General features: G+C 38.5%; 25 protein-coding genes. 12 read left to right on the forward strand and 13 right to left on the reverse strand.

Translation table 11 applies throughout. The annotated features are described in order from the left end of the window. The first annotated feature begins 38 nt into the window (after nt 1-38). From ABVM49_RS04205 to ABVM49_RS04250, 10 genes are all read left to right on the forward strand, one after another. Nucleotides 39-1175, forward strand: coding sequence for a Gfo/Idh/MocA family protein (locus ABVM49_RS04205; protein WP_405203170.1), 1137 nt, complete (start codon nt 39-41; stop codon nt 1173-1175). An 82-nt stretch (nt 1176-1257) separates the two neighbouring features. Next, on the forward strand, nt 1258-2310 hold the full coding sequence (locus ABVM49_RS04210; RefSeq protein WP_405203171.1) for a sugar phosphate isomerase/epimerase family protein: 1053 nt from the start codon (nt 1258-1260) through the stop codon (nt 2308-2310). Between the two features lie 9 nt (nt 2311-2319). Beyond that, complete coding sequence (locus tag ABVM49_RS04215; protein WP_405203173.1) at nt 2320-3054, forward strand: DUF1080 domain-containing protein; 735 nt, start codon at nt 2320-2322, stop codon at nt 3052-3054. Between the two features lie 3 nt (nt 3055-3057). Further along, a complete protein-coding gene (locus ABVM49_RS04220; RefSeq protein WP_405203174.1) occupies nt 3058-3819 on the forward strand; it encodes a DUF1080 domain-containing protein in 762 nt (253 codons plus the stop codon). Beyond that, the gene (locus ABVM49_RS04225) at nt 3819-4151 is read left to right on the forward strand and encodes a hypothetical protein (RefSeq protein WP_035326367.1); all 333 of its coding nucleotides are present in this window, start codon (nt 3819-3821) and stop codon (nt 4149-4151) included. Before ABVM49_RS04220 ends, ABVM49_RS04225 begins: the two co-directional genes overlap by 1 nt. Nucleotides 4152-4235: 84 nt before the next feature. After that, on the forward strand, nt 4236-5099 hold the full coding sequence (locus ABVM49_RS04230; protein WP_405203175.1) for a YicC/YloC family endoribonuclease: 864 nt from the start codon (nt 4236-4238) through the stop codon (nt 5097-5099). Then, nucleotides 5099-5698, forward strand: coding sequence for a guanylate kinase (gene gmk, locus ABVM49_RS04235; protein WP_405203176.1), 600 nt, complete (start codon nt 5099-5101; stop codon nt 5696-5698). Before ABVM49_RS04230 ends, gmk begins: the two co-directional genes overlap by 1 nt. A 7-nt stretch (nt 5699-5705) precedes the next feature. After that, nucleotides 5706-6050, forward strand: a complete 345-nt coding sequence (locus tag ABVM49_RS04240; RefSeq protein ID WP_405203177.1) for a HopJ type III effector protein — start codon at nt 5706-5708, stop codon at nt 6048-6050. An 18-nt stretch (nt 6051-6068) separates the two neighbouring features. Beyond that, nucleotides 6069-6647 (forward strand): nicotinate (nicotinamide) nucleotide adenylyltransferase, encoded by a 579-nt coding sequence (gene nadD, locus ABVM49_RS04245; protein WP_405203178.1) that lies wholly within the window; start codon nt 6069-6071, stop codon nt 6645-6647. A gap of 5 nt (nt 6648-6652) precedes the next feature. Then, on the forward strand, nt 6653-6982 hold the full coding sequence (locus ABVM49_RS04250; RefSeq protein WP_405203179.1) for a hypothetical protein: 330 nt from the start codon (nt 6653-6655) through the stop codon (nt 6980-6982). Nucleotides 6983-7078: 96 nt separating this feature from the next. Here ABVM49_RS04250 and lysM read toward each other — a convergent pair whose 3' ends face one another. The 3 genes from lysM to dprA form a co-directional block, all read right to left on the reverse strand. Continuing rightward, on the reverse strand, nt 7079-7579 hold the full coding sequence (gene lysM / locus ABVM49_RS04255; RefSeq protein ID WP_035326359.1) for a peptidoglycan-binding protein LysM: 501 nt from the start codon (nt 7577-7579) through the stop codon (nt 7079-7081). Between the two features lie 262 nt (nt 7580-7841). After that, nucleotides 7842-8801, reverse strand: a complete 960-nt coding sequence (locus tag ABVM49_RS04260) for a nicotinic acid mononucleotide adenyltransferase (protein ID WP_405203180.1) — start codon at nt 8799-8801, stop codon at nt 7842-7844. Between the two features lie 90 nt (nt 8802-8891). Continuing rightward, nucleotides 8892-9995 (reverse strand): DNA-processing protein DprA, encoded by a 1104-nt coding sequence (dprA, locus tag ABVM49_RS04265; protein ID WP_405203181.1) that lies wholly within the window; start codon nt 9993-9995, stop codon nt 8892-8894. Nucleotides 9996-10096: 101 nt separating this feature from the next. Here dprA and ABVM49_RS04270 point away from each other — a divergent pair, with 101 nt between their 5' ends. Further along, nucleotides 10097-11032 carry an SPOR domain-containing protein gene (locus ABVM49_RS04270; protein ID WP_405203182.1) on the forward strand — a complete coding sequence of 312 codons (936 nt, stop codon included), beginning with the start codon at nt 10097-10099 and terminating at the stop codon, nt 11030-11032. 68 nt (nt 11033-11100) lie between these two features. Continuing rightward, entirely contained in the window at nt 11101-11610 is a 510-nt protein-coding gene (locus ABVM49_RS04275) for an acyl-CoA thioesterase (protein WP_405203183.1), read from the forward strand. Between the two features lie 52 nt (nt 11611-11662). Here the strand turns inward: ABVM49_RS04275 and ABVM49_RS04280 are convergent, their stop codons facing one another. The 10 genes from ABVM49_RS04280 to ABVM49_RS04325 all read right to left on the reverse strand — a co-directional run bounded on the left by ABVM49_RS04280 (nt 11663) and on the right by ABVM49_RS04325 (nt 21153). Next, nucleotides 11663-11848, reverse strand: a complete 186-nt coding sequence (locus ABVM49_RS04280) for a CsbD family protein (RefSeq protein ID WP_038598248.1) — start codon at nt 11846-11848, stop codon at nt 11663-11665. A 111-nt stretch (nt 11849-11959) separates the two neighbouring features. Continuing rightward, nucleotides 11960-12469: a hypothetical protein gene (locus tag ABVM49_RS04285; protein WP_405203184.1), complete on the reverse strand. Its 510-nt coding sequence runs from the start codon at nt 12467-12469 to the stop codon at nt 11960-11962. Between the two features lie 114 nt (nt 12470-12583). Further along, on the reverse strand, nt 12584-13816 hold the full coding sequence (locus tag ABVM49_RS04290) for a murein hydrolase activator EnvC (RefSeq protein WP_298349882.1): 1233 nt from the start codon (nt 13814-13816) through the stop codon (nt 12584-12586). Then, nucleotides 13803-14582: a DUF4292 domain-containing protein gene (locus tag ABVM49_RS04295; protein WP_405203185.1), complete on the reverse strand. Its 780-nt coding sequence runs from the start codon at nt 14580-14582 to the stop codon at nt 13803-13805. Before ABVM49_RS04295 ends, ABVM49_RS04290 begins: the two co-directional genes overlap by 14 nt. 2 nt (nt 14583-14584) lie before the next feature. Continuing rightward, a complete protein-coding gene (locus ABVM49_RS04300; RefSeq protein WP_405203187.1) occupies nt 14585-15967 on the reverse strand; it encodes a tetratricopeptide repeat protein in 1383 nt (460 codons plus the stop codon). 20 nt (nt 15968-15987) lie between these two features. Beyond that, nucleotides 15988-17007: a sugar phosphate nucleotidyltransferase gene (locus ABVM49_RS04305; protein WP_038598235.1), complete on the reverse strand. Its 1020-nt coding sequence runs from the start codon at nt 17005-17007 to the stop codon at nt 15988-15990. 53 nt (nt 17008-17060) lie between these two features. After that, complete coding sequence (gene dut, locus ABVM49_RS04310) at nt 17061-17495, reverse strand: dUTP diphosphatase (protein ID WP_038598233.1); 435 nt, start codon at nt 17493-17495, stop codon at nt 17061-17063. Nucleotides 17496-17567: 72 nt separating this feature from the next. Continuing rightward, nucleotides 17568-19031 (reverse strand): polysaccharide biosynthesis C-terminal domain-containing protein, encoded by a 1464-nt coding sequence (locus ABVM49_RS04315; RefSeq protein ID WP_405203188.1) that lies wholly within the window; start codon nt 19029-19031, stop codon nt 17568-17570. A 39-nt stretch (nt 19032-19070) separates the two neighbouring features. Further along, complete coding sequence (locus tag ABVM49_RS04320) at nt 19071-19592, reverse strand: hypothetical protein (protein ID WP_405203189.1); 522 nt, start codon at nt 19590-19592, stop codon at nt 19071-19073. 286 nt (nt 19593-19878) lie between these two features. Further along, nucleotides 19879-21153 (reverse strand): T9SS type A sorting domain-containing protein, encoded by a 1275-nt coding sequence (locus ABVM49_RS04325; RefSeq protein ID WP_405203190.1) that lies wholly within the window; start codon nt 21151-21153, stop codon nt 19879-19881. Nucleotides 21154-21432 lie beyond the last annotated feature (279 nt).

Here is a 21432-nt window from a genome sequence, read left to right on the forward strand (position 1 = left end):
ATTTACTTGATATAATTAAAAAATAAAAACACAACACAATGAGCAATAAAATAAGATGGGGCGTCTTAGGTGGCGGCGGAGATAGTTTAATAGGTGTGTTACACCGCGTGGCGGCAAGTATGTTTGACGCATACCAGCTAGTAGGTGGTTCTTTTAACCCAGATATTACGGTAAGCAAAGAATTTGCTGCTCAAATAGGCATCCCGACAGATCGCATTTATAAAGATCTAACGGAGCTTATAGAAAAGGAAACCGCGCTCCCAGCAGACCAACGTATGCAAGTGGTATCTATACTAACGCCTAACTTTTTACACTTCCCGATGGCAAAGCAGCTTCTAGAAGCTGGCTTTAACGTGATTTGTGAGAAGCCTATGACGATGACGCACGCAGAGGCGCTAGAGCTTGAGGCTATCCAAAGGAAAAATGGTAACGTCTTTGGACTTACACATACTTACACTGGCTACCCTATGGTGCGCCAAATGAGGGAAATGATAGCAAATGGAGAACTGGGCGAGATACAGAAGGTAGACGCTCAGTATTACCAAGGCTGGATTAATAACCTCATACACGACAAGGAGCAGCGCAATAGCACCTGGCGTTTAATGCCCGAAAAATCTGGAATTTCTTGCTGTCTTGGTGATATAGGCGTTCACGCTTACCAGATGCTGGAGTTTGTAACAGGTAAGAAAATTAAATCTGTACTTGCAGACCTCAACCATCTATATGCAGATAATGAGATGGATATAGACGGCACCGTATTACTACGCCTAGATGAATACACAAAAGGTGTATTGCGATCTAGTCAAATAGCAACAGGAGAAGAGAACAACTTTACCGTAGCTGTTTATGGTACAAAAGCAGGTCTCAAGTGGGAGCAAGAAAACCCTAACTATCTCTATTTACTAGAAGATGGACAACCTATGCGCGTGCTTAAACCAGGCCACACTTATAACAGTGCGCTATCGCTAGACGGCACAAAACTACCTCCGGGACACCCAGAAGGTATTTTTGACGCGATGGGTAATATCTATAAAGGTGTTGCTAAGGCAATACGTGGAGAAGACTACAATTCGGGCGAGTTTCCGGGTATGACAGATGGTGTACGAGGAATGAATTTTATAGAGAAAGCTGTACAATCTCATCGTGATGGGAATGTGTGGGTAGACCTAGAGTAGTATAAGTACGCTTTCGCGAAAGCGTAAAAAAACAATAACTGAAAAGATTCTTGCCTTTGCGAGAATGAAAAAAATATATCCAATGAAAACAATAAAAGGACCCGCAGTATTTCTCGCCCAGTTTATGGATGACAAAGCTCCATTTAATTCGCTAGACGGATTGTGTAAATGGGCAGCAGACCTTGGGTATAAAGGAATACAAATCCCAACTTGGGAAAACCGATTAATTGACCTCACCACAGCGGGAGAGAGTAAAACCTACTGTGATGAGCTTAAGGGTAAAGTAAATGACTATGGGCTTGAGATTACAGAGCTCTCTACACACCTACAAGGGCAACTGGTTGCGGTACATCCTGCTTATGACTTGATGTTTGACAACTTTGCTCCAGACGACTGTAAAAACAATCCAAAGAAGCGTACTGAGTGGGCTCGCAAGCAAGTAATAAGCGCAGCACACGCAAGTAAACATCTAGGTCTTGATGTGAGTGCGACGTTTAGTGGTTCGCTGCTTTGGCATACAATGCACCCTTGGCCACAACGTCCTTCAGGACTTGTTGAGATGGGGTTTGAAGAACTAGCCAAACGCTGGTTACCTATACTTAATACTTATGATGAGTGTGGAGTAGATGTGGCTTATGAGATTCACCCTGGTGAAGATCTTCACGATGGTGTGACTTTTGAGCGTTTTCTAGAGGCTACAGGTAATCACAAGCGTTGTAATATCTTATATGACCCGAGTCACTTTGTATTACAGCAACTCGATTATATCGCATACATAGATCACTATCACGAGTTTATAAAGGCCTTTCACGTAAAAGATTCTGAGTTTAAACCAGATGGAAAGCGTGGTACCTTTGGCGGTTATAGTGACTGGCAAGATCGCGCTGGGCGTTACCGCTCTCCGGGAGATGGACAGATAGACTTTAAAACCATTTTTACAAAACTTACAGAATACGGTTGTGACGTTTGGGCAGTGATGGAGTGGGAATGTTGTGTAAAAAGTCCTGAGCAAGGAGCTCGAGAAGGCGCACCATTTATCACTTCACATATTATTGAGGCAACACAAAAACGTTTTGATGATTTTGCTGGAGAAGATATTGACAAGGAGCAGTTAAAGAAGATATTGGGACTTTAAAACACTATTATGAAAAAAACATTTTATATCGCAGCAGTGGCAATTTTCGCTTTAAGCTGTAAAGAAAAAGAAGTTACTACAAAACAAGAGGTTGAAGAAGTAGAAACGGCAACACAAGCATCTACGACCGAAGTTGTCCTTTTTGACGGCTCTAGCTTTGACGCTTGGAAAGGATATGGTACCGACGGTATGCACGACAACTGGACCATAGAAGATGGAGCAATGGCTTTTACGCCTGGGGAAGAAGGTGGTAAAAACATCATTACAAAAAACACCTATAAAAACTTTGAACTCAATCTCGAGTGGAAAGTTTCTGAAGGTGGTAACAGTGGCATCTTTTGGGGTGTAAAGGAATCACCAGAGTTTAAAGAAGCTTATGAAACTGGCCCAGAAATACAAGTGCTAGATGACGAGCGTCACCCAGATGCAAAGGTGGCAAATGGAACGCACAAAGCAGGATCTCTTTATGATATGATAAAGCCTGCAGACGATATGATTAATCCCGCTGGTGAGTGGAACAAAGTAACGCTTTATATCAATCACGATAGCAACCTAGGTAAAGTAAGCCTTAACGGTAAAGAAGCATACACCTTCCCCGTAAATGGCGAACAGTGGGATGCTATGGTTGCAAAGACTAAGTTTGCAGACTGGAAAGGCTTTGGTAAATATCAAGAAGGTCACATAGGTCTCCAAGATCACGGAGATAAAGTATGGTACCGCAACATTACAATAAAAGAATTATAGATTATGAAATTATACCATTTAGGAATTATCGCAACAGCACTAACCATTACATCGTGTGGCTCAGGAAATGTGGGTGACGAACCTACAAAACCAGAACAAACAGAAGTATGGGGTCCAAAACCTGCAAAGGTTGCCATAAACGGGCAAACCGGTATCCCCAGTGATGCTGTAGTATTGTTTGACGGCACAAACCTCAACGCTTGGAAAAGTAAAAATGACGGTGGCGCTCCTAAGTGGACGATTAATCAAGACGGCAGTATGACCGTAAAGGATAAAACGGGAGATATTGTGACCAAAGAAGACTTCGGGAGTGTGCAATTACACCTAGAATGGCGCAGTGACCCAAACAACACACAGACTAACCAAAACAGAAGTAATAGTGGTGTGTTTTTTCAAGGCTTATACGAAGTACAAATCTTAAATAACAATGACAATGACACCTATGTAAACGGTATGGTAGGCTCTATTTATAAGCAAAAAGCTCCAGACGTTATGGCTGCAAAACCTACTGGAGAGTGGAACAGCTATGATATTGTTTTTCACGCGCCAGCGTTTAATGCTGCAGGTGAAAAAACAAAAGCTGCTACAATCACCGTATTTTTAAATGGTGTACTCATACAAGATCACTACGAGATTAAAGGGAGTACAGAGTACATAGGTTTCCCAAAAAACAATGCTCACGGTGACGGCCCAATTATACTGCAAGATCACGGAGATATGAGTGGTGTAGGATATAGAAATATTTGGTTACGTAAATTAGATTAATGAACTTCCCTGCACTCCTTACAACATTTGCCCCAGCACTCATAAGTCTGGCATTATTTATAAATACACGTTACTTTCCGCCATCGCTGGGTAATCCTTTTTTATCAAAAGCTCCAGAATGGTGGATGAGAGATCAAGCCACTTGGGATAAAGCATACTCCTTTCTTGCTCAAAAGTACGGGATAGGCACCATTGCACTTTTTGCAATTTGTAGCTGTCTCCTCTTTTTAGAAAGCCCTTATGCCGCATACGGTGGTTATATAGCATTAGTAGCATATGTTGTGCTGGCTAACTACCAGGTGCGTTCTTATATGCAAGAAAAAGTAAAATAGGGTGTGATTACGCTTTCGCGAAAGCGTAAAAAACCACAGTCATTCTTAATTTTTCATTACTTACTGAACCATTATCTTTGCGCTATGATAAAATCAATGACTGGTTTTGGGAAGAGTGTCGTACAGCTTCCCGGAAAAAAGATTACTATCGAGATCAAATCGCTTAACAGCAAAAACCTTGATCTCAATGCACGTATCCCTTCTACATATCGTGAGAAGGAACTCGCACTACGCAATATGGTTGCAAAAGCTCTAGAACGTGGTAAGATAGATGTAGGACTCTACATAGAAAGCACTGGCGAAAACACCAATACAGCGATTAATGAATCTGTTGTAAACACGTATATGAAACAGCTGTCAAACGCTGTTGCTGGTGAGCCTAGCGAGATAGAGCTACTTAAAATGGCTGTGAGACTTCCAGATGCTCTCAAAACTGAGCGTGAAGAGCTTGATGAAAATGAGTACAAAGCTATTGTAACTAATCTAGAAGGTGCCCTTAAGGAGATAAACGCTTACAGACTAGATGAGGGTAACTCTCTCAAAACTGAGTTTGAACTGCGCATTAAAAATTTACAACATTTACTAGATGAAGTTATCACTCTTGATAAAGATCGTCTTGCAGATGTAAAGGTACGTCTGGAGAAAGCCGTTGCAGATCTCAAGGTTAATCTTGACGAAAATAGGTTTGAGCAAGAGCTTATTTATTACCTAGAGAAATACGATATCACAGAAGAAAAGGTACGTCTTAAAAATCACTTAGATTACTTTACAGAAGCACTAGATTCTGAAAATTCTAACGGTAAAAAGCTAGGTTTTATAGGTCAAGAAATAGGTCGTGAGATTAATACCATAGGCTCAAAGTCTAATTATGCACCTATGCAACAGCTAGTCGTGCAAATGAAGGATGAGCTAGAAAAAATAAAAGAGCAAGTATTAAACGTACTCTAATGGGAAAACAACCTGACGCACAAGAACTAAATCACACGGGGAAACTCATTGTTTTTTCGGCGCCTTCTGGTAGTGGTAAAACAACAATTGTAAGACATCTCTTGGGTCAGCCAGAGCTTAATCTAGAGTTTAGTATCTCTGCGACTAGTAGAGAACCTCGTGGCACAGAAGTACACGGCACAGATTACTACTTTATCTCTCTTAAGGAGTTTAAAAATCATATCAAAGCAGACGACTTTCTAGAGTGGGAAGAGGTCTATCGTGACAACTTTTACGGTACACTCTGGAAAGAAGTACAACGTATCTGGGCGATGGGTAAGCACGTCATATTTGATATAGACGTAGTAGGCGGTTTACGCATAAAGAAAAAATTTCCAGATAAGACACTTGCCGTTTTTGTAAAACCACCTAGTGTAGACGAGCTCAAAATACGTCTTAAAAAACGTAGTACAGAAAGTGAGGATAAAATCAATATGCGTGTTGCAAAAGCCTCTGTTGAGCTTGCCACAGCACCACAATTTGATCATATTATCCTTAATGATAACTTAGAAAAAGCACTTAATGAGGCTGTTGCACTCGTGGCTGATTTTGTAAAATAATAACTCAATGACATTACAAGATTTTAAAACCAAACTTACTAGCTCACCCACTGAGATTGAGTTTACAGATACAATGGCTGTTATAGAAGCTCTATATACTTTTACGCCTAGCTCTTTTAAGAATGGTGATATTCATAATGACGCAGGTGAGAACAATGGCTCCTGTAAGCTATTTGCATTTGCACAAGAGCAAGGATTAAATAAAAGTGACACGCTACAGTGTTTTGGCTCATATTACAGAGAAGATGTGCTACAAAACCCAGAGGGTACAGATCACCAAAATATTAGAAATTTTATCAAATACGGTTGGGACGGAATTGCCTTTGACACAAACCCGCTCCAAAAGAAATAACCCAAAACTTACTATCCCTTGAAAATAGGTCTATACTTTGGAACTTTTAACCCTATACACATAGGGCATCTTACTATTGCAAATCATATGGCTGAGTATAGTGATTTAGATAAAATCTGGATGGTTATCACGCCTCACAATCCTTTTAAGAAGAAGAGTAGCCTACTTAACAATCATCATCGCTACCAGATGGTTATGGAGGCTGTAGAGCATTATGACAAAATCGAGCCAAGTAATATTGAGTTTGACTTACCACAACCTAACTATACGGTATACACGCTGGCTCATCTAGAAGAAAAGTATCCTAAGCACGAGTTTTGTTTAATAATGGGTGAGGACAACCTTAAAAGTCTTCATAAGTGGAAAAACTATGAAGTTATTCTTGAGCGTCACGACATCTATGTATACCCTAGAATCTCTGAAGGTACGGTTGAAACACAGTTTGATAATCACCCAAAGATTCACAAAGTAGACGCTCCTATTATGGAGATTTCATCTACAATGATACGTAAGGGTATTAAGGAGGGTAAAAACATACGACCACTACTTCCCCCAGAAGTTTACACCTTCATAGACGAGATGAGTTTTTATAGATAATCCTGATGCCTAAAAGAGATCTCACCGACCAAAATGCAAAAGAAGCCACTTACTACGGGCTTATGATGGCTGTGTCTTTTCTAGTATATTTTATATTAAACAGAGTCATTGAGTCAAGTAATGACTTACCTGATTTTTTAACAGGTTTTGCCACGGCAATATTTATTGTTTCCAGTGTCTTTACAATTATAAAATACGTCAAGGCTCGAAAAGAACCTCATAATGCTCACTTGGGCAAAGCAAAACTCTTTGCAGGGCTCGCTGTGATATTCTGGGTGTTAGTCTTAATGAATATGAGCAAAGAGATTCTGCACATTTTTGGTTCATTAAACTAGATGAATTTAATACATAAAAAAGAACAAACATTCCAGACTATCGCCCTTCATATTTGTTCTTTTAATTAGTCTATAATCGCGCTTGAGCGCTTTCTTTTATTTCTCTAAGTGAGGAATACGTAATACTTGACCTGGATAAATTAAATCTACGTCTTTAAGCATAGGCTTATTTGCTTCAAAAATTTGTGGGTACTTCATTGGGTCTCCATACATCGCTTTTGAGATCTTACTTAAAGAATCTCCTTTTTCTACCGTATAAAAACGAGCTTCTGGCTCTGGGTTCTCTACAGTAAGTCTATCGTCTACCGTTGCAATACCTGTAGAGTTTCCTACTACAAGGATTACCTTTTCTTTTGTAGCTTGGTCGTGTGCACTACCTGCAACAACAGCAACATCACCATCTATAGATATATCTAGATCATCTACATCTAGACCAAGGTCACTAATAGTTTCTGCCATATTACTTGCTGCTTTTGCATTTTCCATTGCAATCTTTTCTTCTGCAACTGCTGCTGCTTCTGCTGCCTCTTCTTCTTCTGTTTTTCCTATCCCGAATACTTTTGCTCCGGCATTTTTAATAAATGAAAATAATCCCATAATTATAATTTTTAGTTAGTGTTTTTTATTGTGTAGTCAATTTACAAAAAAGTAGGTGTTTATACAGTATTGTTAAGAGGAGATTGGTAATAATAATCACTTAGTACTTTAGTCCTCAATTTTATGCATTATATCTATAGTTCTAATCGTTTTTTAAAACAGAAAACCCTTACGCTAATTAACACTTAGGTAAGGGTTTTCCAACTAAATAACCAACCAAAAAATCTTTATGCGTCACACTGTGGTTGTACAGTGCTCCTTTTTATTTTAACGCTTTTGCTTTTTTCGCCTTGAGCGCTTCTATTTCTTTTTTAATTTCTGAAGTCTTCTTACGTAACTTAGGTAAGGTTTTAGACTTCCCATCTTCTGAGGTTCTAAACTCTATATACCCTCTACCTCTAAACTGGTAGGTAGTACCTGTAGTTACTTGATATAACTCTATGGTCTCGTCATCTATAACGGTAAGGTCAAAGAACTCATTGTCTGGAAAATTGTAATCTAGTGTTAAAGTTTTCTGGTAAAAATCACCAGGCACATCATCTACATCATAAATCCCATCATAGTCCCAGTATATATTATTTACTGGTGTACCATTACCATCTTCTGAGCTTCTAAAGTTGCCAGAAACCCCTGCTGGTAAAAACTGTAAGTAGTTCTCATTATCAAAAGGATTGATTTCACCCTCTTGACTTGTATAGATTTTCTCCCAAGCTTCAAATTCTTGTAAGAAGTAGTGTATGTTATTGTAAAACACTAAGTCATAGTCAAAGGTGTTGCGCTGGTAACCTACCAGTATATATCTCGCTCCCGTAGACGGGTGATATAATTCTATCTCATTACCAGATAACTGGCGTACATCAAAGGTGTAATCTCCGTCTAAATCGTGATAAGCATCTAGCTCAAAACCAAAAGTATCATAGTTACCTACATCTATCCCAAACCCGGCTCCATTATACCCTAAACCAGAAAGGTTGTTATTTGCAAAAATATTTCCTCCTCTAAAAGAGACTGTAAATGCTTTCTGTAAAAATGGTACAACTATATTTCCAGATGAGGCATCTATATCTACATACCATATCTCATAATCTGTTAATACTTGATTAAGTGTAGGTCCATTATTAACCTCTACATATGGATCTACTTCTACAATCGCCTCTGTATAACACGAAGTAAACAAAATGGCGACGAGCGCTACTGCAATAAAATGTTTGATCGTTTTCATACTGTTTGTTTTTGGATTCCCTTAACAGTATTCAAACCACGTGCCAAAAATTCAATCAGCTCAAAATCAGCTATTTAAGAATATTTATTACTAGATAATTTCAAAGAGTTTTCCGGGGAGAGGCCTTATTACTCCTTTTAATTCCATTTGCAATAAGATGCTTGCAATCTTGTAAGTGGGCAATTTACAATTAAGAGCGATGATATCCATAAGCTCTTTACCATTGTCTTTTAAGAAGCGCCATACCAGTTTTTCTTCATCTGTAAGTTCTACAAAAAGTTGTTTTTGGATCACGGGAGTTTGTTCTTGCTCTAGTTTCCAGCCCAGTATATAAATAAGATCTGCAGCACTAGTCATAAGATTTGCTCGCTGCTGTTTTATGAGATTATTACAACCTAAGCTCTGCTTATCTTCTGCCCTACCCGGTACCGCAAACACGTCTCGATTATATCCATTTGCAAAGTCTGCAGTCACAAGAGAACCTCCTTTCTCTGCAGATTCTATAACGATAGTAGCCTCAGACAGCCCAGCAATAATACGGTTGCGCTGTAAGAAGTTAGTATGTACAAAACTGCTCTTACTCCAGAAGTCTGTCACAAAACCACCATTTGCCTCTACATCGCTCATATACTTAGCGTGCACCTTTGGGTAAATTTGATTAAGCCCGTGAGCCAGTACACCTACATTTTGCAATCCGTGCTCAATACACGCTTTATGTGTGGTAATATCTACCCCATAAGCAAAACCAGAGATAATAAGCGGGTTTAAGGGAGCTAAATCTTTAACGAACTTTTTTATAAAATGCTCGCCATAGGTAGTAATCTTTCTAGTCCCTACTATGCTTATAATTCTTCTATTATTCCAGTTTATGTTTCCTCTAGAAAATAGCAGCACTGGTCCATCTAGACAGTGTTTAAGACGTTGTGGGTATTGCTCATCTGTAAATGCACAGACGTTTATGTTGTTATCTTGTATGTATTTTAATTCCGCTTTCGCGAAAGCGTGATACTCCTCATTACCAAAAGCTTTAAGTTTATGCTCACCTATGCCATCTATCTTAAGCAATGTGCTCTTTTTCTGTTCTAAAACCGCCGTAGCCGAACCAAAGTGTTGAAGCAGTTTTTTTATAGAACCATCACCCAGATTTGGAGTGTATTGTAAGGTAAGAAGTGCGAGTAATTCTTTTTCTGTCATTAATGCTTGAAATTGAGGCTACTAAGTAACAACTATTATATCTGTTAATAAAATATATCTCGCCTTGTTGCGTGACTAGACATTTTGACTATTTTTGAGTTATGCAGTTAGACCAATACATAAGTGACCTTTTATACAGATATGAGTGTGTAATTTTACCAGGTTTTGGAGCTTTTTTGACTCAAATCCAAAGTGCGCAAATACACGCCACTACACACGCTTTTTACCCGCCTAAAAAGAAATTGTCATTTAATGCACAACTTACAGACAGTGATGGTTTACTGGCAAACTATATTGCAAAGACAGAGATGATTCCTCATAGTGAGGCGAGTAATCGTATTAAAACCTACGTGCGCTTTCTTTATGATAACCTGCATAAGGGAGAGTCACAAACGCTTACAAACATAGGTACACTATCTCTAGACGCAGAGAGTAGATTACAGTTTGAGCCATCATATCACCTCAACTATCTTACAGATTCTTTTGGTCTATCTTCTTTTACCTCGCCAGAGATTATGCGAGAAGTTTATAAAGAAGAGGTTACTGCACTTGAGGAGACAACACCTATTGCTTTTACACCAGAACGTAAGGCAAGTAACTCTTGGCTTAAGTATGCAGCAGCAGCGGTTATCGCTTTTGGTGTTCTTGGAGCGGCTAGCTTTAATTATGTTCAAGATGTAAAAGAGCATAACTATGTGGCACAAGAGCAAGCAAGAGAGCAGCTAGAAGATAAGATACAAGAAGCAACTTTTGTTATCCCTAATCCCTTACCAGCTATACAGCTATCACTTACAAAGCCTGCAGGTAATTACCACATTGTAGCGGGCGCCTTCCGTATGGAAGAAAATGCGCAGAAGCGTGTAGACCAGCTTACAGAAAAAGGATATAAAGCACGTACTATAGGGACTAACAAGTATGGACTGCATCAAGTAGTGTACGGAAGCTTTACAGACTCTCAAGAAGCGCTTTCAGAACTTAGAGCAATACGCAAGACAGATAATCAAGATGCTTGGTTACTCGTACAAAGTATCGATTAATACTCTTTATACATTTTACTGTTTCCCTTTTCTACTTTGGTGTACCTTTGCGCCAAAATTGAATATCTATGGATTCACGCACACCAAGCGACTCAAAAACAATACTTACAGATCTTGTACTGCCAAGTGAGACTAACCCACTGGGTAATCTTTTTGGAGGTGAGCTACTTGCTCGTATGGATAGAGCAGCTAGTATTGCTGCAAGACGTCACTCACGTCGTATCGTTGTTACAGCATCTGTAAACCACGTAGCTTTTAATAGAATGATTGCTCTAGGGAGCGTTGTTACTGTAGAAGCAAAGATTTCTAGAGCATTTAAAACATCTATGGAAGTCATTATAGATGTATGGATAGAAGATCGCGAGAGCGGCCTTAAAGCGCAAGCAAACGAGGCGATTTACACCTTTGTAGCAGTAGATGAGCAAGGGCAGCCTGTACCAGTACCTCAAGTCATACCAGAATCTGATCTTGAGAAACAACGCTATGATGCAGCCTTACGCCGTAAACAACTATCACTTGTGCTTGCAGGCAAGATGAAACCTGCAGAAGCAACAGAGCTCAAAGCACTATTTATATAATAAAAAAAAGCCTCCATAATGGAGGCTTTTTTTTATTTGTATCTATGGGCTATTACCACTTTTCTATTTCTTCTTTAATAGCCTCTTTTGTTTTTCCTGTTTTTTCTTGAATACGGCCTAGAACCTCATCCATCTTTCCATCTGCAAAGGTCTCATCATTATCAAAATGCTTACCATATTTCTGTTTGAAATCTCCTTTTACTTGATTCCACTTTCCTTCTAATTCTGTCGAGTTCATAATCTTTCTTTTTAAGTTCACCACTAAATTACTCACAATGAGATATCTATTGTAATAAGAGTGTATTAAAAAGTGTTATGGTTGTGCTAAAGTTTGCAAGCCTAGTAAACACTAAAATTTAATCCCTGTTCTTAATCTAATAGGGTGCGATAGCTCGTAGCTTACTGCAGGCGCAGCACTATTTTGATATACGGGTGCCATAAACTGAATACCTGCATCCCACTCTGGTGTAAATTGCACATCTATTCCCATAGTAGGGGCAAACTCTGTAAACATAAGCCCGCTGGTGTCAAGTCCTCTCACTACTTGCCCTTGTACACCCAGGTATGCACTTATACCCTTTGTGGCTTGATATCTAAAAATAAGAGGAAACTCGACCACCTCGTCATTACCTACACGTGACCTTGATATCCCACCCTGCAAGCTAGACTTATAACCTAAAGATGTCCCCACAAGTAGCGTGCGTGTTTGATCATAAAATTCTTTATTGGGTTCTCCTACATTACTAGGTAGCGCACCTATTGCGTTTAGAGAAAAACGAGGTTCTGCCGTGGTTGTGGTGTTTTGAGCACTAATAATTGAAGCGAATAAAATTAAGAGCAAGAGGCTAAGATGTTTCATAGCCCTAAATTTAAAACTTATGTAACGCGCTTATGTTAAGCTTATTACAAAAAACAGAGTTGAAATGCCAAATGATATTTAGAGGTACGCTTTCGCGAAAGCGTAAACCAGCAGCTATCGTCTACTTATCCACTGTGTAGGGTTGAGCTTAGTCTGGTTTTTACTTACCCTAAATTTAAGAATGCTCTTGCCCGTAAATGCATTACGAGAGACTTCACCTAGTGGCTGTTTAAGAGTTACTTTTTGACCTAGTTTTACTTTAATATTTTTAAGATTAAAATAGGTGGTAAGATAATCACCGTGCCTTATGATAATAGCAATGTTTGCTCCCTTTGCGTCTTGTATAGAAGTTACCTCTCCCTCAAAGATGGCTCTTACGGTAGCATTTTCTGTAGTTTCTATATCTACACCACTATTGCTTAAAGTAATCCCGGGTAAGGTAGGGTGTGCAGACTTACCGTAAGGTCTCACCACGCGGCCACGCTCTACTGGCCATATAAGTCTACCCTTATTACTAGAAAATTCTTTTGCGAGTGTAACCTCTGCTGGTGTGAGTGCAAATGTCTTACTGCTTGTAGATTTACCTGCTTTTTTATTACTAGCAGCAATAGCATCTGCAATGAGCTTATCTATCTGTCTATCTATGCGATCTGCCTCCTTTTGTTTCTTTTTGATCTGAGCGATATAGGTACTAGACTCTTTACGAATTTCTTTTATGAGTAGGTCCTGGCGTTGCTTTTCTTTATCTAGTTCCTTTTTTGCCGTTCTATTTTCGGCAATGAGGGTTTCTTTGTCCGCTTTTTGCTTGACTAGTTTTTTATTAGTCTCTTGTATAAGTATTGTGCGTTCCTTGATTTGCTCACCTTGCTTCTTGCGGTAGTTTGCGTACTGCTTCATATACTGTACACGCTTGTAAGCTTGCTTAAAATCTTCACTAGAGAGTAAGAACATCACCTTGCTTTGTCCGCTCTTACTTTTATACGACTTGCGTATCATCTCACCATAATCTTCTTTTAATATGGCGAGCTCCTTACGGAGGTTTTCCATCTTTACGAGATTTTCATTAATCTCTCTTGACAATAAATTGGCTTGACTATTTGTAACTCGTATGAGATCTGAGCGTAGTCTTATCTGGGTATCCAGGTCTTCTACTTGGGTGAGAATAGATATTTCTTTTTTCTTATTTGTTTCGCGTAAGCGTTGTAACTGTCGCATTTCTCTTTTAAGAGCCTCACGTCGCTGTTCTAGCTGCTTTTGCTTTGCAGACTGCCCAAAAGCCGCTTGCGTAGCAAAGAGCATCATAAAAACACTCAAGAGAGCTATATATATGCGCCTATCTCTTTGCATCTAGCTTTATTTCTTCATATCCAGAAGGAATACTAAAAGGCATACGTACCTCTCCATCTAAATCTATATCACGAAACTCGATTTGTACCTGTGACTGGTTGCGACCATCATCTGCAAGAATATCTAGCGAAAATGGGAAGGTCTTACCTCCTACCTGTTTGTAATTTCCGTATGCAATGTCTAAAGTCCCGTTACCATCTGTTTGCTCTATGCGTTGTTCTTGCGTGACGAAATTTTGAGTAGCAATCCCAAAGAAGATGAGTGCCTCCTTGAGTTGCTTTTTTGGTGTGACCTCATAACCCGTTTCCGTTTCTTTAAAGGTATACTTTCCCTCTCTTAGGTCATAAACAGTTTGTCCCGTAAGCAATCGCTGTAACTGGTAAAAATCTATATCTACTCCTAAGTACTGACTAAGAAATGTAAAGTCTCCATCAAAATATTGATTATTGAGCTTATCGTAAAATTGTACCTTTTGTGGTGTAATCAAGGCACGAGCACCAGAAAAACCAATGAGTGACGCGTTTAGCCAGATTTTTTTGTCTTTTTCTATGCGTATCGTAAGTGTTACTGTAGGCTTTGATCCTTTCTTATCTCTGTACTTTATCTTGGTACGGGCATCTAGCGTTTTATAAGTGAGTGCATTGTTGTAATACTCAGTAATAAGTCTTTTTGCAGAGACATCTTCGGCAGTGCTAGTACTCGCTGCTTTTTTTGCACCACAACTTGCGAGAGCAACTAATAAAATAATGTAAACGAGCTTTCTCATTATTATCCTTGCGCTTTTAATTGTTCAACTTTATTGTAGTATTTACTTGCTGTAGAAGCGTTACCGTCTCCTTTATGTGCATCGCCTAGTTGCTGGTAAAAATCTATTTCCATCTTTACATCATCTATCACATAATCTACACCTAGTTCAAGTTGATCTATGGCTGCTTTAAATTTACCTTGATTATTAAGTGCGACTCCATAAGTAAGGTATAATAGTGGCTGTGATGGATAAAGGTCTAGCGCATTTGCAGCAATCTCTTCGGCATCTTTAAAGCTTCCAGAGTCCAAAAGTAAAAGGCTTGTGTTTTTAATAAGCTCGAGATTTTCTGGATCACTTTGTAAAGCTTTCTTTAGATATGGTAGTGCCTTATCCTTACTTCCTTTTTTAATGTAATAAGAAGCTAGTTCTTGATAAATATTAGAATCTCCCACCTGTGTGTCAAAAACTGCAATGGCTTTTTCTAACTGCGGTTCATATTGTGGGTTACTGTTTACAAATAGCACAAAGTCATTAAGCACGCGATGCTTTGCTGCGGCACTCATACGAGTACTTTCCAGTACTTTTTGCATAGAGCTTATGGCCTCGTCTATTTTATTATCATTGAGATTAAACTTATACAGAGCTAGGTGTACCTCATCTGCATATGGGTTTACCTTTTGAAGTTCTAGAGCGGTTTCATACGCTTTTTGCGTATTTCCTTGCTCGCTATAAAGCAATATGAGTTTAAGATACTCTGCTTCACTTTTAGGGTTTGAAGCTATATTTTTCTCTATAGCTTTTACCTGTCTAGATGTATCTCCAGAGAGTAGATATAATCTGTTTTTTAATCTATCGCGATATATATCTGTACCTATTTCTTCATCAAGCTCATCTATAAGATCTAGCGCCTCGTTATATCTTTTTGTGCTTGTATAGATACGTGCAAGATCTTCTTTATACTGCACGTCAAAATTAATGAGATTTTTTACAGTAGCCTCAGCAGCATCATAATCTCGCTGCTGGAAGTAGACTTCATATAATGCTTCTAGTACATCTTCATTATTTGGCTCGAGTTCTAAAAACTTATTAAAATCTAAAGCAGCCTCATCATACTTTTTTAAGAAAACGTGATTTTTACCTCGCTCAAAATATAAAATAGGATGACTAGATGGTGACATTGAGATACACTTGTTAAGCTCCATAATGGCACGCTCATAATTCTCAATTCCCTTTTGTTTTAATGCTTCAAAAAAAGATGTCTGAAAATCGTCTGAAACATTACCTAGGTCATCTACATTCTCATCTGCAAAGGGATTTGCTTCTTTTAAGAATTGCCCATACGCACGATCCTTTACTAGTGTAAAAGCGATCGTGAGTATGAGTATGTAGATTCCTTTTTTCATTAAATATGATTATATAAAACTTATTTCATCACCGTGTAATCCCCTAGACTTACACGTGTGTGTTCTCCGTTATATTGTACTTTATTACCTATCATCGCTTCTGTCCACTGTGCGTTTTTTATCACACTATCTTGCTGGATTAAGCTGTGACTTATGGTACTATCTTCAATAGTTGTGCCAGCTCCTATCGCAACACCTGGACCTATAGTACAATTTTTAAGAACTACGTTTTCACCTATAAAACAAGGCTCAATAATCGTTGAATTCTCATTTACCACAGAGTTTGCTATAAGTTGCTCTTCCTTCTCATCGTGTAAGAACTGTAACATCTTAGAATTAGTATCTATGGCAACCTCCTTATTACCACAATCCATCCACTCATCTACAGTTCCAGTTTTGAAAATACGACCTTCTGCCATCATTTTCTTAATACCATCATTGATCTGGTACTCACCTCCATTCATAAGGTTTTCATCAAGAACTTCTTGAAGCTTCTCTTTAAGAACGGCTACATCCTTAAAATAATATATACCTATCACCGCTTGATCAGACACAAAGGTTTCTGGCTTCTCTACAAGCTCTACAATCTCATCTTTCTCATTAAGTTTTACAACTCCGTAAGCTTCTGGGTTAGGCACTTTCTTAGTCCAGATTACACTATCTGCCTCTGGGTCTAGTTCCAGGTCTGCGCGTATAAGTGCATCTGCATAAGCTATTACCGCAGGACCACTTAAAGAAGGCTCTGCACTCATAATAGCGTGACCAGTTCCTAATGGCGCTCCCTGGCGATAAATAGATGCCTTTGCTCCAAGACTCTCTGCAAGCTCTTCAAGTTGTGCAATTACAGCATCACCAAAAAATGTAGGGTCTCCAAGTACAAAAGCAATCTCATCTATAGGTTGCTTTAAGATCTTTGCAATATCTCGTACAAGTCTGTGTACAATAGGTGCTCCCGCTACAGGAATTAATGGTTTTGGTATTGTTAAACTATGTGGTCTCAATCTAGAGCCTAGACCGGCCATTGGTACTATTATTTTCATTTATTTAAATTTTTCTATAATAAGGTTGCTATTATGTTGATAAGTGTCATTTCCTATTTTACCCCGGTACTACCAAAACCGCCTTCACCACGATCTGTACTTGAGAGTTCTGTTACTTCTTCCCATTGCCCTTGCTCGTGCTTCGCAATGACCATCTGGGCAATGCGCTCTCCATTTTCGATTGTAAACGGTTCATTAGATAGGTTTACAAGAATTACTCCCACTTCCCCTCTATAATCTGCATCTATGGTTCCAGGAGCATTGAGCACAGTCACGCCCTTTTTTGCAGCTAGGCCACTACGTGGTCTTACTTGTGCCTCAACGCCTACTGGCAGTTCCATAAATATCCCTGTAGGAACAATAGCTCTTTCTAATGGACCTATCGTGATTGACTCTGTGATATTTGCACGCAAATCCATTCCTGCGCTAGCGATGGTCTCATAATGAGGAAGTGCGTGTGCACTTTTATTTATAACCTTTATTTTCATTTGTTCTTCTTTCTAACTTATTCTCGTACTGAGATACTATTATTTTTTAATTACGCTTTCGCGAAAGCGTACTCATCTTCTTTTTAATATACGCAAGAGTAGCTCTTTTTCGCGGAAGCTTATTACACCAATTAATAATATGGTCATTACAGCTCCTACAAGATACAGTCTCAAGCTACCCACGCCAAAGTAATCTCTAAATCCATAAAAATATAGACTAGACAATGCGATACTTAATACGAGGTACAAAAGTATATTTTTTAGATCATAAGGGATTGCTAAATGTTTGCGGCCCATTATATACGATGTGACCATCATCAAGGTGTATGCTGCACAGGTAGCAATGGCACTGGCTAGATATCCTATTTTTGGGATGAGTAAGACATTTATCACAATAGTAAGTAATGCCCCTGCAACCGAAATATAAGCGCCATATCTTGTCTTATCTGTTACTTTATACCAGACAGACAGCGTTTGATAAACTCCAAAAAACAGGTATGCAACGAGTATAAGTGGCACAATATTCATAGCCTCCCAGTAAGCAGGGTCGTCTAGAAGGATTACTTTCACCACATCTACAAGTACTACATACACAAATAGCGCAATGGCACCTAGAACCACAAATGCCTTTGTAATCTGGGCATACATATAATGTGCGTTTTCATTTTTTGCCTCGCTAAAAAAGAAGGGCTCTATCCCTATTCTAAAAGCTGTGGCAAACAGCGTCATCCCTATAGAAAGTTTATAACACGCACCATAAATACCCACTTCACTCTCTGCAATATCTTCTGGTAGCAACTTTTCTAATAAAATCTTATCAAAGGATTCATTTACAGCAAAGGCAAGACCCGCAATAAGTACGGGGGCACCGTAGGCAAGCATTTTTTTAAATAAAATCGTATCAAAAGAACATCTTGTAAAATAGGGCTTTATCACGATAAGTAGTATCAAAAAACTAGGTATACAAAATGCAATAAATGCAAGCTCAATTTTATCTGTGGGTAAATAACTGTTTACACTATCTAACTGCGGTAGCCACACAAGAAATACCACAGATAATCCTGTAGAAATAACAACGTTAAGTAACTTTATAAGTGCATAACGCATACTCTTATTTTGAGCTCGCATATATGCAAAGGGTATTACCGCAAGCGTGTCAAACGCTATGACTAAAATCACCCATCTCCAGTATTGCGCAGGAACATCAGATATACTTGATAGTGCATCTATCCCAGTAAATGCTATAATGACAAATAAAATGGTAGACCCTAGCAAACCAAGTAAAGAGGTTGATAATGTTTTTTTAGTATGCTTTTCATCATTAAAAAATCTAAAAAAGGCTGTCTCCATACCATAAGTAAGCAGCACGTTAAAAATCATTATATATGAAAACACAATAGTCATCTCCCCAAAGGCATCTGTATCTGGCAAGTAACCAGTATACAATCGCGTTAATAGAGCCGTGAGAACTCTAGGTAATACAGTTGCAAGACCGTATATAAATGTATGTCTAAAAAGATTTTTAAGAGCGCTCAAGAAGTAGTTGTTTACCGATCAAAAATAAAGAAATAAAGCCTAGTAGCCGTTTCCGCGTGGTCGCTGTTGTGGGTAATCAACCCCTGTTTTTTCAGTAATATTTGATAAAATACAATACTTTGTAAGCCCCTCTTCTTTGTAAATAATACCAGCTTGATCTTTTGATAGTTTAAAAGGAAACGTATCCTTTGCCGCAGGTGCCGTATTTGCAGCTTCTTGATCTGTGTCACTAGACATTATCACATCTTGATGTATTCCATTATCTGTTCTAAATCTAGCTACGTATCCTACATTACCTTGCATAAGCTTACCTACGCTTTCGCGAAAATAAACTTTCTCTAATGATACGTTACTAGGAACACTAGTGGGTATATAAAACTCTATACCAGAACCACCACCCGGGGCTCCAGCGACATACGTGTTATAGTGGGCAGCAATAGAAGCAAATGAGGGGTTTGATAAAGTCATCGTATCCTGATTTTCTAAAGATGAAGTAGACTTACATTGGGTTAGTAGTAGTGAGCTCAGTGCTAGGCTCAAAACTGTAAGTAGTTTATACATAATGGTGGTTGTTTATGAGTAATATACAAATCTCATTCCAAGATACGATAGTTCATCACAATTAGACTTCTTAGCATAAAAGAAAACCTCGAGATCATAGACACCTCGAGGTTTACACTCAAACCAAAATAATTGTGAAGAAAGAGTTTAAATATACCCTGCTTCATTAAAAAATAGGTGAAAACCGATAATCGTTTACTTTTTTATGATGCTCAAAATAAGGAGAAACAAAAAATGCCAGCTGAAACAGCTGGCATTAATAAAGTAATAAAATAGAGGGTTGACCCTATTGCTTGATAAGCTTTATAGACTGTATGCCTTGCTCTGTCACTACGTTTGCTATATATATTCCTGTAGTTAATCCTGAAGCATCTATTCTTGTCGTTGTATTTCCAGACTCTAAAGACATAACTTTTTTACCTAAAACATCATAAACAACAATCTCTTTTGTAGGTACGTTTGTAGTAAGAACCCATTCGTTTGTAGTTGGGTTAGGAAAAGCAGATAGGCCTGTCTCTGTAAGCTCATCTGTACTTAGTGTCTCATTATGTAAATACAAATTATCTATATAGATAGTTCTATTACCCGTATTTGCTCCTGCAAGCGTTAATACAAACTGTCTAAGTGCATCTCTTTGCTGTGTTGCATCTCCGTCTGTAAAGTCAGATAATGGCACATCTAGTGATACCCACTCTCCAAATGTTGTTACAGGATTTGTTAACTGAAAAGACGAAGTTTCACCTGCGTCACCTACGTGATTAGACCATTTTGGATTTGCAATAAGACCCGCCGAATTATCTGTATCTATCCAATAATCCATATGGAAAAATGTAAGTGAAGATAAATCTATAGGTGCTCCCCAGTCTACTAGTAAAAACTCAGAAGATGGTTGATTCATCGTGATTTTTTGGGTGTCGTTTCCTTCTACCTGGATTGTTTCTATATCTTGTGTTCCCACTCCAAAAGCTCCAAATACAGTATTCTCTTGTGTTGTGTAAGCATCGCTAAATAAAGAAAAAACATTTTCTGCATCTCTTTCTGGTGGTGTAGGAGCTGCTACAGTTGGAGCTGCAGGCTCTTCTGCTTCTCCTACTACTAGAGAAACATTATCTATAACAACGACTCCTGTCTCTGCACCCATATCAAATAATACTCGACTATTTGGAATTCCTATTCCACCAGCTGTAAGAGTAAGTTCAAAAGTTGTTAAAGTTTCTGTAAGTGTTACTGTTTCAACCGCCGCAGTAAAAGGTGCTTCATTAAGACCTATACCCGCAATAATTGTACGAGTTTCTCCAGCCCCAGTAGATGCGTCAAAGGTGAGTACATATGTTTCTCCCTCAGTAATAGAGAGGATCTGACTTAAATTTACGTCAAACGCGTTTCCTGCTGTCTCTACATTTGCAAAGTTAAAGCTGTTGCCGCCATCCTCTTGTACGTTAAAGGCATTCCCCGTCCATTCTACCATTCCTTCTTCAAAATCGCCATTATTAAGCAGGTTCTGGGCTTGCATTGCAAATGCACTACAAAAGATAAAAAGCAGTAAAGTAATTTTTTTCATAATAATTCAATTTAATTAATAATACGAAATTTAAAATTACAAGCTTATTTTGCCAAATCACCAAATTAGACCTATACAAATAACATACATCGTAATATTAACACCGTAAAATTGCGAATTATAGAATTTAAAATTGTTTTCGATGCTTTTTTAAAGGTCAAATCCATAATTAAAGTAACAATTCTTATTAACTTTGTTATTTTAAAAACTTTTCCTAAAACCTTAGCTTTTACTGCTGTTAAGAACCTTAGCTGCCTAGCTTATAACAGAATATATTCG

It is taken from the genome of Dokdonia sp. LLG6352-1 (assembly GCF_045055815.1).
Lineage (GTDB): Bacteria > Bacteroidota > Bacteroidia > Flavobacteriales > Flavobacteriaceae > Dokdonia > Dokdonia donghaensis.